Source organism: Sporosarcina sp. Y1011, assembly GCF_057669885.1.
In genome coordinates this window covers 30414-44431 of record NZ_JBYHFP010000015.1, presented here as the reverse complement: position 1 = coordinate 44431, position 14018 = coordinate 30414, and the positions used below count along the sequence as shown (strand labels likewise).

Genomic DNA, 14018 nt, shown 5'->3' with positions numbered 1-14018 from the left:
GGGGTGTTTAAGGTATGAGAGAAAAATTAATGGACATGTTGGATGAACGTAAAGATGAAATGATTCAAATTCGTCGTTTTTTACATGAACATCCTGAATTATCATTTGAAGAACAAAAAACGGCTCAGTATATTGCTGACTTTTATAAAGGAAAAGACGTCGAAATAAAAACAAATGTCGGGAATGGTTACGGCATTATTGTGAAAATAGTAGGTGGAAAACCTGGAAAAACAATTGGATTGCGCGCAGACTTTGACGCTCTTCCCATTGTGGAAGAAACGCCCGTGCCGTTCAAGTCGAAAAATGAAGGTATCATGCATGCCTGTGGACATGACGGTCATACAGCTTATTTGTTAGTACTTGCGGATTGTTTAATACAACTGAAATCTGAACTATCCGGAACCATTACAATCATTCATCAGCATGCTGAAGAGGTTCCACCAGGCGGAGCGAAAAGTATTATCGAATCGGGACTGCTGGATGATTTGGATGAAGTGTTTGGAATTCACTTATTACCAATTGCCCCTGTTGGAGTGGTTGGTTACAATAAAGGCTATGCATTCAATGGACGGGCATACATGAAATTGAAAATTCAAGGCAGAGGTGGACATGGATCATCACCTCACTTAGCAAATGATGCAATTGTCGCGGGTGCTCATTTTGTAACCGCAGTTCAAACCATCATCAGTCGCAGATTAAGTCCATTCGACGTTGGAGTCATTACGATTGGCTCATTTGATGGAGCTGGGACGTTTAATGTGATTAAAGACAGTGTGGAGCTGGAAGGCGATATCCGTTATATGACTGTTAAAACGAAAGAAACGATTGAACGAGAAGTTAAACGATTAGTCAAAGGGCTTGAAACAGAGTTCGATGTCAGTTGCGAACTTACCTATACACCAGATTATCCACCCTTATACAACAATCCTGAGCTTACAGAAAAAGTGGCCGAAGCGCTTAAAAATGCAAATATAAAAGAAATTACAGAGGTAAAGGAACTGCCCCCAATGGCACCTTCCGAAGATTTCGCTTACTATGCTGAAAAATTCCCGGCCTGTTTCTTTTATATTGCGTGTTCACCCAAAGGCGTTGAAAAACCCTTTTTCAACCACCATCCAAAGTTTGATATCGACGAAGATGCACTCTTAGTTGCAGCAAAAGCCGTTGGACAAGTTGTTTGTAGTATGCAGGAATAAGGTGGTAGAAGCCGTTCAATAAGTGTTTATTGAACGGCTTTTTTGTGTTTTGTCGAATGAATGTCTGCCGAGGGTCCAACAAACCTCAGCAACTGTCCAACCACCCCTGGAAAGTGTCCAACAAACGATGGAGCCTCCAACGAAAACCCCGAAGCATCCATCAAAATCCAGGAAATATCCAACCAAAATGTACCTATTCAGGAAACGCAATCGTAGTGTGACGCAGTAATTTTCACTTCCATCATTAAAATAACCCAAACTTCATATTTGAATGTTATATAAGACTAGCACTATAAATGGGTGAATGGTATAATATTTCCAATAATTGACGAGGGAGGGGGTGAATTAATTGAGGAGGATATTCCTTATTTTGATGACTTGCTTCGGTTTATTCTTAATCGTACCTACTATCGTTCATGGTGAAAATACGGGAGCTTCTATGGATCCTCCAAGTGGCGAGAAAGTTGGGAAATCTCGAAGCATTTTGTTTGGTAATGTAAAGAAAGTAGACAATGTGTTGAAAGAGAAAACAGAGTCTATTAAAACAGTTCTACAAGATACAGTTAATGGACAGTATCAAACGGAAACAAATGTATCTAAACCATCGGAAAGTAAGCCTGTCACTTCCAGAGTTGAGGCTACAGGGAATTTACTAATTACGACAGTTACCGATACAGTGGAGAAAACAACTTCTGAAGTGACGAATGCGGTCAATGACACAACAAATTCGGTCGCAAATGGATTGCCAACCGTTCCTGTCGTCACCCCGTTCGTCAAGGATGTAAGTGAAACAGTTAAGAAAACAACTCCTTATGGTCAAATCGTCGTAGAAAACACAGGGGAATTTTCTAATGAAACTCTGAAATCTACAATCGACGTTCCTTTAGAAATGGTCATTGAATCTGTTAGAACAGTTGCTAAAGTAGCAAAAATGCCACAGGAAATTTATAAGGAGGATGAAAAGACCAATAGTGGGAATGGAAATGTCTTCACTAACCCAAAAGAGCATAATCGAGATGTCGGTTCTGTGCCGAAAAGGGATCCTATTACACCTTTAGCACCTGAAATTGGGACAAATGTATTGTATAAACAAGTCGATACTAGCGAACTGAAGAAACATAGTGATATCGGCTTGGATGATGGAATTGAAGTCAGTATGAATGGCGAGGGGAACCTCGACCTAGATTCTATTTTAGGAGCAACTACCGTAGACCGACATTCGATTGTAATGGAATTAAAAGTGCTTGAACAGACGAATGGTTTGATTGACCCATTTGGAAAATCTAAAAATATCGTGTTAGAAAATAAAAAAGCTGGTAATCCTAATCTTCCAACTGAACCTAGTAAAAAGTGGGATCGTCTACCGGTGGCTATCATTATGAAAACTACACCGGCTACAACATCCCCAACTTTAGAAACGGGGGGACAAAGTGAGTTAAGTTGGGGAATCGTTGATGTGTACATTCTACAATCTTCAAGCGGGGGAAAGTGGATATCTATGAATGAGTACGCAATGGTTAAATGGGCTCATGCTCCTCCCGGGGAGCCTCCACAACAATCTCCTTTATTAATGTGTAATGGACATAATAAAAGGGGATGAAAATAAATGCATAACAACGTAGAAATCAGGGATTTATTGGAGCGAACTAAAACTAAAGATTTGATACAAAGTACAGACCAACATTATGTTGTTGGCCAACTTGCGGCAAGTATTGCGCATGAAATACGAAATTCCTTAACAGCCATTAAAGGGTTCACACAATTAAGCAAGCAAGGGATGCCAAATGAAAACTTTGATGTAGTTATGTTTGAAATTGAAAAGATAGAAGAAGTATTAAATGATTTGTTACTTGTAGCTAAACCGCAAATTTTCACTTTTGAAGAATTGGATATGCAGGAGGTTCTTAAGAGTTCTGTGGAAATTTAGGGATCTTTACATGAAGTTATTCACATAATACAATGTAATTGCATAATGTGAACGGCAACCTTGACAAAATTTGGTTGCCTTTTTCTTGCGTTCGATGAAAGGGTATCCGTCGTTTGCGATAATGTTGGAAAAGGCTAATGCTTCTCCAACATTTTAAGTGAATGCTAAGAGGTTGCATTAGTGAGCCCGATGAAAAAGATACCTGGTACTTACACAGCTCTATACTGTGTAAGTACCAGGTACCTTAAAATTCTGATTAAAATATCAAACGACTTGTATTTTCCTCTGGTTTTTGTTTTTTCGTATCAGATAAATCGCAATGAGTAAAATGAACCAAACAGGCGTTACGAACAAAGCAACACGAGTATCTTCCGCTAGTCCTAGTACGACAAGAACGAATGCTAGGAAAACAAGGATTAGGTAATTGGAAAACGGATGAAGCGGCATTTTAAATGTATTCACTTTCGCAAGGTCGGGTCTCGTTTTGCGATATTTCAAATGGCAGATGACCGTAATTCCCCAAATAAAGATAAAGCATACTGTAGAAATACTTGTAATCAGTGTAAATACACCTTCTGGCATTATATAGTTCAGAACAACGGCGATGAGAATGATGATCGTTGAAAAGAACAATGCATTGGAAGGGACTTTATTGGCAGTCAGTTTTGTAAATGGTACAGGTGCATTATTATCTTTGGCAAGTGAGTAAATCATCCGGCTTGTACTGAATACGGCGCTGTTACATGCCGAAGCTGCGGATGTTAAGACAACAAAATTGACGATACCAGCAGCTGCAGCAATACCTACTGCAACGAAGACCTGGACAAACGGGCTTTCCAGTGGGTTAATAGCGTTCCACGGATAAATACTCATAATAACAATAAGAGCGCCAATATAAAATATCAAAATCCGAATAGGGATATTATTAATGGCTCTCGGGATCACTTTTTCCGGATTTTCTGTTTCACCTGCTGTCAGGCCCACTAGTTCAATGCCGACAAACGCAAATACAACCATCTGGAATGAGAGAATAAAGCCATTAATACCATTAGGGAACATACCACCATGGCTCCATAGATTAGTAAAACTAGCTGGGCCAGCATCGGTAGAAAAGCCCTTGAAGATCATGAAAACACCAATAACAATAAGTGCTAGAATCGCTATGATTTTAATTAATGCAAACCAGAATTCCATTTCTCCAAAAAGTTTTACAGTTGCAAGGTTCATAAATAGCAAAATGACAAGCGCAATTAAACCTGGCATCCACTGCGGTACGTTCGGAAACCAAAACTGCGTATAAAGCCCAACTGCGGTTAAATCGGCCATTGCAATTGAAATCCAGCAGAACCAATAGGTCCATCCGGTAACAAACGCCGCCATATTACCCATATAGTCTTGTACAAAGTCAACAAATGAATTATAGTTCAAATTGGTTAGAAGTAGTTCTCCAAGTGCGCGCATGATTAAAAAGCAAATTATACCTGTAATCAAATATGCAAATAAAATTGACGGCCCTGCTAAATGAATGGATTTTCCTGCCCCAAGGAATAATCCGGTACCGATTGCCCCCCCGATGGCAATTAGTTGTACGTGCCTGTTTTTTAGACCCCTCGACAATTCTTGTTCTTGCATGACATTTCCCACTCTCTGCTTTTTCTAGGATGTTTGAATTGTGAAAGTTTTAAGTATCAAACAATTGCAAAATAATATCCTAATGAAAGTTTAACATAATAATACTCAATTCGACAATAGGAAAACGCTTACAATTTTCAAAAAAAAGAATAATCAATATGTTGCGGACAATAACTTTTTATCTAAACTATCCAACGAACCCCAGCAAGTGTCCAACCAACTCAGGAAAGTATCCAACAAACCGGGAAGACTCCAATCAAACCATCAAAGTGTCCAATTAAATCTAGAACGTGTCCAACGAACCTCGACGAGTGTCCAACAAACAGTAAAGTCTTCAACCAAACTATCAACGTATCCAACGAACCCCAGCAAGTCTCCAACCAAAAAAAGCCCCATCTCTCAAACCATGAGAAACGGGGCTTCCATAAATTCCTTTATCAAACTGTTGCATTCAGACCCATTCTTACTTCAGAACGGCTCATTCTCTTCTCGAGTTTAAACAAGATAAATTCACAGATGAGGCAAAGGATCCAATAGATAATGGATGCGACTAAATACATTTCGATGAAACGGTATCCATCGTTCGCAATAATTTTGGAAATGGCTAATACTTCTACTACCTTTACAGCGAATGCTAAAGAGGTTGCTTTAATGAGCCCGATAAATACGTTTCCTAGATTAGGCAATGCGATTAATAACGCTTGTGGCAAAATAATCCGTGTTAAACCTTGTCTCGTTGTCATCCCAACCGAATAGGCAGCTTCCATCTGTCCTGCATTTGTGGCATTAATGGATGAACGGAAGATTTCTGCCTGATAAGCGGCTGTGTTTATCGTATAAGCAACAAGCGCGTATAGCAGTGGCGGAATTTCATCAGCATCTATTTGTAAACCCAGGCGTGGGTTCAGGTAATCGATGAGTACGGGCACACCGTAGAAAAAGACATATAGCTGAACAATCAAGGGCGTTCCTCGAATGAACGAGATATACAAAATGGATAACTGATTTAATACAGGTATTTTATATATTCTGCAAAGAGCAATGAGTAAACCAAAAATGAGCCCGAAAAGCATCGCGACAATGGCTATCGTTATTGTCCAAGGTACTCCTTTTAACACTGCGGGTACTTGCTCTAACGCAAATTTAAAATCTACAATAGCCATAATTTATCACTATCCTCAACAAGTTATTACTTCGATAGACCAACATGCCCTTTCTTGAAGACCTTTTCAGCATAGCCGACAAGACTTTCAATAATAATGCAAGTTGCCCAGTAAACAAGCGAAATCACAACGTAAATCTGAAACATGCCGATGCCGTGATTATTGCCTAAGATGATTCGAACTTGCCCCATAATATCAATGATGCCGATTGTAAAGGCGAGAGATGTGTCTTTCAATAATTCGATAATGTTGTTACCTAAGTTAGGCAATGAAATCAGAAAGGCTTGCGGCAGTATAATTCTTCGTAACGCTTGTGAATAGCTCATTCCAACACTATAGGCTGCTTCGAATTGGTCCTTTCCAACGGCTAAATAGGCTGAACGGATAACCTCTGACATAAATGCACCTGTATGAAATGAGAAGGCCATTATGGCAAAGAACAGCCGATCCCAATGATTAATATCTACGTTAATGACCAGTAGTAATTGGGGGAGTCCAAAATAGACTAGAAACAGTTGTACCAACAAAGGTGTACTTCTTGTGAATGATAAATATATTGTTGCAATTCCATAGAGAAACCGGTATTTCTGAATTCGTATAATCGCAATACCTAAACCTATGAGTAACGCGAAGAATAAGGATATTACTGTCATCAGTAGTGTTAGCGGGAGTTTATCCAGTACTCTAACGAATATGTCAATCCAATCTTGCAAACTCGAGCTCATCTTTCACACCACCTAAGAAATATGTGGAAATCGCATTGGTGTTTTACATCCAATGCGATTTCCAGTATTAGTTGTAGCTGAACCCTTTTTCATTGATGTAGTCGAGGTCTTGGAAGAAGTCCGTCGAAAACCACTTTTCGGATAGTTTCGAGAGTGTTCCGTCTTCAGTCAATTCGATTGTAATTGCTTCGATTTGATCGGCTAATTCAGTGTTGTTTTTATTATAAACAACAAAAACAGGTTCTTTTGAAACGATTCCAGCTACTTTTAAATCCAAGTTAAGTGATTCTTGAACAGCATCAAATGTCGATTTGTTGAGGAAAATCGCATCTGCTTTTCCTTCATCAACGCGCTTTAAGTTATCTGCATTTGAAGGGTGTTCCATGCTTTCAATTGTTAAAGGATTATCAGGGTTACTTGTGTTGTACCCGTTTAATATTGAACGGAGCCCACCGCCAGCTGACATAGGCGTGAACTTTTTGCCAACCATGTCATCTAATGTTTTTATATCATCTGTGTCTGTTTTCGTAATTAGTGAAGTAAGAGAATAGCCGTATTCAGTTTTTGGATAATGAAACTTCTCTTCTCTATCTGGATTTTTGAAAAACCAGTTAATTGCCATGTCAACTTTACCTGTATCAAGACCTACTAAATTGGATTCTTCTTCACCAAAGACGTATTCGAATTTGTAGTCTGGCAATCTTTTTTCAACTTCTGCTAAATAGTCCATGTCGTAGCCAATCGGGTTGTTTTCATCGTCTGTAAATAGGAAGGGAGGATTGACTTCATCGCTTAATGCGACTTTAATGACCTTTTTTCCGTCTTCCGTTGTTGTACTTCTTTCATTTGAACAACCTGCGAGAATAGCCAGGAACATCGTTACTCCTAATAGTACTAGCCATTTACGTTTCATGTGTATGCCTTCTTTCTTAAATTTCATATTCTGGTTCTGGTGTAAGTCTTTTCAAAAACTGTTTCGTACGATCGTGTTTTGGATGGACCAATACATCTTTCGGTGTACCTTGTTCAACAACAAGCCCATCCGCCATGAAAATAACTTCAGTAGCCACATCTCGGGCAAAGTCAATTTCATGTGTTACAATTATCATCGTAATTCCTTCATCCGCAATTTTCTTTATAATAGAAAGAACTTCTCCAACCATTTCGGGATCGAGTGCAGATGTTGGTTCGTCGAATAATAATACAGAAGGCTTCAATGCCAGTGCGCGAGCAATTCCTACGCGCTGTTGCTGTCCGCCTGAAAGTTGCGTTGGGTAGTCATTTGCTTTATCTTCAAGACCCACTTTTTGAAGAAGTTCCATGCTAATCTGACGTGCCTCATCTACGTTGATTTTCTTCGCAACGAGAAGGCCTTCCATAATGTTTTCAATCACAGTTTTATTTTTAAATAAATTATAATGTTGAAAAACCATAGCCGTTTTTCTTCTTAACGTTAGGATGTTTTTTTTCGTGGCACTTTTTTCATCTATGGAAAAATCATCGATTGAAATGCTACCTTCATCAGGCTTTTCTAAATAATTTATGCAACGAAGGAGGGTTGTTTTACCAGATCCACTTGGTCCAACAATCACCAAGACATCTCCTTTGTTCACAGTTACATCAATGCCATGAAGCACCGAATTCTTATTGAAACTCTTTTTAATATTCTTTAAGGTTATCAATTTCCCACCCCTCCCACGATTTACTGAATGCATCATAACAGTACATACAATAGCATAAGTATTCCTAGTTGTAAAGTAGACATTATGCGGATATACTAGTTATGTTGAAAAAAGAATCCCAATGAATCCGCTGTTCCTTGTAAGGCGCAGACATACTACTTACGTTATAGATTTAACAAACTAATAAGGAAGTGTCCTATATGTCGAAAAAGGTATTTATTGAAAATGCATTTCAAAAAGAATGGCTTGAAAAACTCATGAACCATGAGGAAGCTTTTAAAAGTCATTCGAAAGAAAACGATGAACAGACTCGATTTCCGAAAGAAAATATAAAAGCACTTGTTGACCTCGGTTATACGAAACTAACGTTACCGAAAGAATATGGTGGCGAGGGTATCAGTGTGCGTGACATGGTTTTATTCCAAGAAACGATTGCTAGTTTTGACGGCGCTACAGGGTTAGCAATTGGCTGGCACCAAGGTGTCGTCGGAGAATTATATGAGAACAAATTATGGAGTGAAGATCTATTAACTTCATTTGCACAAGAGATTTTGGACGGGGCTTTAGTGAATCGCGCAGTGAGTGAAGCACAAACGGGTAGTCCAACTCGTGGTGGACGTCCTGGGACAAATGCCGTGAAACGAGATGGTAAATGGGTGATTACGGGTCAAAAAAACTTTACGACGATGTCACCCGTGTTAACACATTTTCTAGTGTCTGCATGGATTGAAGAGAAAGAGGGCATCGGTTTCTTCTTAGTTGAACGAGATTCACAAGGCTTGTCCATCAAAGAAACATGGGACGTTGTGGCGATGAGGGGAACAGAGAGCCATGACTTAGTGCTAGACAACGTTGAAGTTTCGGAAGAGCAATTTGTAGAATTCAACCAAGGTCCTAGGGGCAATACGTTGAACCCGTGGATTCTGCACATTCCCGCTTGTTACCTCGGCATTGCACAAGCAGCTCGTGACTATGCGGTGAAATTTGCAGTCGAATATTCCCCGAATAGTTTACAAGGGTCAATTAGTCAATTGCCAAATGTCCAGAGTTTAATTGGCCAAATGGACTTAGAACTGATGAAAGCAAGACACTTCCTTTACAGCGTGGCAGATGCTGTAGATAATGACGCGCGTCGTGAACAACTAACGAATGAGCTGGCTGCTGCTAAGCATATCGTGACAAATTCAGCAATTACAATTGTCGATAAAGCGATGCGATTGGTCGGAGCCAAGAGTCTTCAAATGTCTAATCCATTGCAAAGGTATTATCGTGATGTACGAGCCGGTCTACATAATCCACCGATGGACGATATGACGATTTCTAAATTAGCTCAAGAGGCAATCAAAGAAGCCGAGTCGAAGTAAGATTTCAGGTACCTATAAAAGACAGCAGCTTATTCATACAAGCTGCTGTCTTTTTTTAATGGAATTTTAGTGTTTGAAACTTTTTAAAAGGTGTGCGAGACCTTTTAAAATAATTGCAAGCGCAAACAAGACAACGACAACGATCACGACAATAACCCCGATCCCAATGAGCGATAAAGTAAATGGTCCAGTGAGTAATGTCGGAACAAGGAGTATCAGTCCGAGAATTGCATAAGCTGCTAAAATACAATAAAGAAATAGTGATACATCACTTTTAAAACTTGGCATAGTTAAACACCCCCTTGAAGCTACTATATGTGCGATGCTTCGCAGGAGTGTTAGGGCGAGTATTACACCACACCGATAAAATATAAATCGTTCGTTTCTTAAATGGAATCAACCTAGGTTATACTAATAGTAAGGAAAGGGAGTTATTTAAATGACACTTAAGCAAAAATTGAAGGATTCGATGAAAGAAGCCATGAAAGCCAAGAACAAAGAAGAACTAACAAGCATTCGTTTGGTATTAAGCACGATTCAAAAAAAGGAAATCGATAAAAACGACGGCAATGAGCTTGCCGACGAAGAAGTGATGCAAATCATCCAAACAGAAATCAAGCAAACGCAAGAGTCCCTAATGTACGCGAAGCAATCCGACAAAAGCGAAATGATCACCAATCTTGAAAACCGCATACAAATGCTCACATCGTATCTACCCGAGCAACTCAGCGAAGAGGAAGTCAAATCAATCGTAAAAAACATCATCGAAGCAAATGGTTTCTCCGGCAAGCAAGACATGGGCAAAGTAATGGGCCTCGCCATGTCAGAGCTAAAAGGCAAAACAGAAGGCGCTTTGATTAGTAAAGTTGTTAAAGAGTTGCTATAGAAAAGCGGAAGGCGCCTGGAAAAAGGATGACAGTCAAAGTTCGCCGCGTCCTGCGGCAATAAGGAAGGATGCAGTTCAATCCTTCCCTACTGCATGACCTACATCCTGTAGGCCTCCGACAGGCGTAAGACGGGTCGGCGGAGCGGCGTTCTTTGCCGCATAGCCGAACCGCCCTATGACCCGAGGAGTTGGCGCCTGCAGCTGGATCACTAGAAAAGCGGAAAGTTACGGATAAATATTCCGTAACTTTCCGCTTTTTTTATTCAGGAGGGAAATGGTGTATCTTACACACAACGTTGGTGGAGTTTCCGACCAGTCCCGTGAAGTGTCCAACGAACCTATCCAAGTGTCCAACCAACTTGGCGGAGTATCAAACGAACCTATCTAAGTGCCCATTCAACTCCAAAAAGTGTCCAACAAAACCTCCAGGAGTTTCCGGTGATCACATTGCGGTGTTTGTATAATCGAGTAACTTACACGCGTCAGTATATGAACACCTTCACATCAACACGAGACGTTAAGGGTGTTATTGTTTTCAGAATTAATGAAAAATAATGAAAACAGTGGTATAGTAGATAACTAGAGAGGAAACTTCTGGAAAAAGTAACGTTCATAGAGTTGCATAGAATTTATCAAATTACTGGGGGGATTTTTATGAAAATCACAGTTGTAGGAGCAGGACATGGTGGAACAACAATCGCTGCTGATTTGAAACGTAAGGGTCATCTAGTCACTTTGTTAAAGACTTCAAAGAGTTTGCATAACGAAAATTTTGATTACCTAACGAATCATAAAGGTCAAATCACTATTGTGGATGGTAAGGAAGAAAATACAGTCCATCTAGATGTAGTGACGACGGATGTTGAAGTGGCAATCAAAAATGCTGAAATGATTATTATTTATGTCCAAACAAATTACCATGAACAAGTTATTAAGCGTATAATACCTTTCATGAATGAAGACCAAATCGTGTTGCTTGAGCCGGGTTATTTATCAACAGCCTATTTCTTGAAACATGAAAAGAAAAAGCGATTTACAATTGTTGAAGCACAAAGCTCACCAATTGACTGTAGAATTATTGAACCTGGTAAAGTGAAGATTTTGTTTAAAAATGTTAGAAATCCGATTGCAATTTATACGGAAAAAGACAAAAAAGTTATTCAAGAAAAGTTAGATACGCTACACTATCATTTTGTTTACCTCGATTCAGTCATCGAAGCTGCTCTCCACAACCCCAATTTAATTGTCCATACGATCGGAGGAATTATGAGTATTCCTCGAATTGAATATACGGAAGGCGACTATTGGATGTACAAAGAAGTGTTCACACCCCACGTCTGGAATATGGTAGAAAGCCTTGATAAAGAAAAAATGGATGTGCTGGAGAAAGTAGGGGCGAAACGATTGCCTTACGTGGAAGCCTGCAAATTCCGTAATTTTGAAAATCGAACAATCGATGCGAAAGAAGCATTTTTAACATATGCTAAAAACAGTTCACCAGAAGGTCCATTTGTAGCGGATTCAAGATTTATTACGGAAGACGTTCCTGAAGGTCTCGTATTGTTGGAATCTTTGGGGCAGATGTTAGACGTCAAAACGCCTACGTGCACAGGTTTGATCAACATCGCGTCTGCTGCTCTTGCGACGGATTTTAGGGAGAATGCGAGGACTGTCGAATTACTAGGTAAAGAAAACTTAGAGAAGATAATCGGCACGCTTGCTGTTTCAGTAGGTTGAAAAAGAACCTATGTATTTAAATTGAATTGCATTTTAATACAAAAGCCTTCCAAAGAATCAATGGATTCTGTGGAAGGCTTTTGTCTATCTATATACAAAACCGTTTTACAATTTCTCGAATGCCTGAACTGCTGCTTCAGCAACTTTGACATCATTCGCCACAGCACTGCCGCTTGCACCTACTGCGCCTAAAACTTTGCCGTCTTTCATCAATGGGAAACCGCCGCCAAAAATGACCAAACGGCCGTTATTTGTAGTGTTCAAACCGTAGAGTTCAGCTGCAGGGACTGTTGCCTGTTCCAAATTGCTCGTTGGCATTTTTAATGCGACGGATGTCCATGCTTTGTTTTGTGAGATGTCGATGCTGGCAATCCAAGCGTCGTCCATGCGATGAACGGCTCTCAAGTTACCGCCCTCATCCACTACAGAAATGACCATAGCCACTCCTAAATTGGTTGCTTCTTGCTCTGCCGCTTCAATTAGTTTTTTCGCTGTTTCCAATGTTAATTTTCCCATGTAAACTGCACCTCTTTCAATCGAGTTGTAGTTAATGGACCCATTTGCTGTCACCTAGATGACCCCACTCAGTCTAACATAGCTAGGCGGAATTTTCAGATATCTGAGCGCTGTACCTTTTAGAAATATTCCTCAAATATTAAATTCTTAAATTGTCTAATTTGCTTGTAGCCTTCTCCTTTACGATCTACATTGACTTCTGAATGTTCCATATGTATAATACCAAGTAAACAGGTATACTTAATGTAGTTTATAAAATAGAGGAAGTAGGTTGATTCTATGAATAAATCAATTTCAATTTATGCGAATAAATTACAACTTTCCGGAGTGCTTCATCTCCCAGAGAATGTTCATCATAGAAAAGTTCCACTCATTGTTTTACTACACGGATTTGTTGGGAGCAAAGTGGGCGAACATCGGTTATTTGTTAAAGCGGCCAGGTATTTTACGGCTCGGGGGTATGGTGTATTTCGTTTTGACTTTAGCGGTTGTGGGGAAAGTGACGGCGATTATGGAGATGTCACAGTCACGAAGCAGTTAAGCGAGGTTCAAGCTGTACTCCGTTATGTGTCGACTATTAAAGAAGTGGATGCAAACAATATTATTTTGATTGGCCACAGCCTTGGGGGTGCTGTCGCTTCGATAATTGCTTCTCTAGACCGTCGTATTCGCAGGCTTATTTTATGGTCGCCGGTGGGTAGACCGTATGAAGATATTTCGCAAATTTTGGGTGAACGTGCTATTAAAACCGCAGGCACAAATGGGGGAGTAGATTATCATGGTTTTTACGTGAGTCAGGCATTTTTAACTGATTTGAAAAATCATCATCCTCTTGAATCCGTTCGTTCTTTTAAAGAGGCAGCATTGGTCATTCATGCAAAAAGTGACGAGGACATTCCGAAAGAACATACTGCCCGTTATTTCGCTTCATTGCAACAACGACCTATCCCAAAACCAATAAACACACATTATATCGAAGGTGCGGATCATACCTTTTCAAGCTACACGTACGAAAATGAATTATTTCAGACTTCTTTTGACTGGCTTGAAAAGCTGAAGGAGCATCCTTGGAGAATAAACACGATGGTGAAATTACATGCTTCGCACGATAAAGAAGCACTAGCACCTGTATTGGCAAAACAACAGTAAGTTGATCAACGCAATTGTGTAATGCCTAATCAAAGCCAGTC

14 protein-coding genes are annotated in these 14018 nt (G+C 39.8%); 7 read left to right on the top strand and 7 right to left on the bottom strand.

Annotated features, from left to right (window positions below):
* The first annotated feature begins 14 nt into the window (after nucleotides 1-14).
* The 3 genes from AC25Y5_RS14560 (at nucleotide 15) to AC25Y5_RS14550 (ending at nucleotide 3123) form a co-directional block, all read left to right on the top strand.
* A complete protein-coding gene (locus AC25Y5_RS14560) occupies nucleotides 15-1196 on the top strand; it encodes an amidohydrolase (protein ID WP_488140917.1) in 1182 nt (393 codons plus the stop codon).
* A 349-nt stretch (nucleotides 1197-1545) separates the two neighbouring features.
* Entirely contained in the window at nucleotides 1546-2796 is a 1251-nt protein-coding gene (locus AC25Y5_RS14555) for a hypothetical protein (protein ID WP_488140916.1), read from the top strand.
* A 6-nt stretch (nucleotides 2797-2802) separates the two neighbouring features.
* The gene (locus tag AC25Y5_RS14550) at nucleotides 2803-3123 is read left to right on the top strand and encodes a histidine kinase dimerization/phospho-acceptor domain-containing protein (protein ID WP_488140915.1); all 321 of its coding nucleotides are present in this window, start codon (nucleotides 2803-2805) and stop codon (nucleotides 3121-3123) included.
* Between the two features lie 264 nt (nucleotides 3124-3387).
* On the opposite strand, the gene AC25Y5_RS14545 is transcribed toward AC25Y5_RS14550, so the two are convergent.
* The 5 genes from AC25Y5_RS14545 to AC25Y5_RS14525 form a co-directional block, all read right to left on the bottom strand.
* Nucleotides 3388-4755: an amino acid permease gene (locus AC25Y5_RS14545; RefSeq protein WP_488140914.1), complete on the bottom strand. Its 1368-nt coding sequence runs from the start codon at nucleotides 4753-4755 to the stop codon at nucleotides 3388-3390.
* A 437-nt stretch (nucleotides 4756-5192) separates the two neighbouring features.
* The gene (locus AC25Y5_RS14540; RefSeq protein ID WP_488140913.1) at nucleotides 5193-5918 is read right to left on the bottom strand and encodes an amino acid ABC transporter permease; all 726 of its coding nucleotides are present in this window, start codon (nucleotides 5916-5918) and stop codon (nucleotides 5193-5195) included.
* Between the two features lie 26 nt (nucleotides 5919-5944).
* Nucleotides 5945-6643, bottom strand: coding sequence for an amino acid ABC transporter permease (locus tag AC25Y5_RS14535; protein ID WP_482102150.1), 699 nt, complete (start codon nucleotides 6641-6643; stop codon nucleotides 5945-5947).
* Between the two features lie 67 nt (nucleotides 6644-6710).
* Nucleotides 6711-7556 (bottom strand): transporter substrate-binding domain-containing protein, encoded by an 846-nt coding sequence (locus AC25Y5_RS14530; protein WP_488140912.1) that lies wholly within the window; start codon nucleotides 7554-7556, stop codon nucleotides 6711-6713.
* 16 nt (nucleotides 7557-7572) lie between these two features.
* The gene (locus AC25Y5_RS14525) at nucleotides 7573-8325 is read right to left on the bottom strand and encodes an amino acid ABC transporter ATP-binding protein (protein WP_488140911.1); all 753 of its coding nucleotides are present in this window, start codon (nucleotides 8323-8325) and stop codon (nucleotides 7573-7575) included.
* A gap of 200 nt (nucleotides 8326-8525) precedes the next feature.
* Here AC25Y5_RS14525 and AC25Y5_RS14520 point away from each other — a divergent pair, with 200 nt between their 5' ends.
* Nucleotides 8526-9689 (top strand): acyl-CoA dehydrogenase family protein, encoded by a 1164-nt coding sequence (locus tag AC25Y5_RS14520; RefSeq protein WP_488140910.1) that lies wholly within the window; start codon nucleotides 8526-8528, stop codon nucleotides 9687-9689.
* A 66-nt stretch (nucleotides 9690-9755) separates the two neighbouring features.
* Here AC25Y5_RS14520 and AC25Y5_RS14515 read toward each other — a convergent pair whose 3' ends face one another.
* On the bottom strand, nucleotides 9756-9977 hold the full coding sequence (locus tag AC25Y5_RS14515; protein ID WP_488140909.1) for a hypothetical protein: 222 nt from the start codon (nucleotides 9975-9977) through the stop codon (nucleotides 9756-9758).
* Between the two features lie 151 nt (nucleotides 9978-10128).
* Between AC25Y5_RS14515 and AC25Y5_RS14510 the strand changes: the two genes are divergently transcribed.
* Both AC25Y5_RS14510 and AC25Y5_RS14505 read left to right on the top strand, forming a co-directional pair.
* Entirely contained in the window at nucleotides 10129-10575 is a 447-nt protein-coding gene (locus AC25Y5_RS14510) for a GatB/YqeY domain-containing protein (protein ID WP_488140908.1), read from the top strand.
* Between the two features lie 654 nt (nucleotides 10576-11229).
* Complete coding sequence (locus tag AC25Y5_RS14505; protein ID WP_488140907.1) at nucleotides 11230-12312, top strand: NAD/NADP octopine/nopaline dehydrogenase family protein; 1083 nt, start codon at nucleotides 11230-11232, stop codon at nucleotides 12310-12312.
* Between the two features lie 105 nt (nucleotides 12313-12417).
* On the opposite strand, the gene AC25Y5_RS14500 is transcribed toward AC25Y5_RS14505, so the two are convergent.
* On the bottom strand, nucleotides 12418-12828 hold the full coding sequence (locus AC25Y5_RS14500; protein ID WP_488140949.1) for a GlcG/HbpS family heme-binding protein: 411 nt from the start codon (nucleotides 12826-12828) through the stop codon (nucleotides 12418-12420).
* A 279-nt stretch (nucleotides 12829-13107) separates the two neighbouring features.
* Between AC25Y5_RS14500 and AC25Y5_RS14495 the strand changes: the two genes are divergently transcribed.
* Entirely contained in the window at nucleotides 13108-13977 is an 870-nt protein-coding gene (locus tag AC25Y5_RS14495; RefSeq protein WP_488140906.1) for an alpha/beta hydrolase family protein, read from the top strand.
* Nucleotides 13978-14018: the final 41 nt, after the last annotated feature.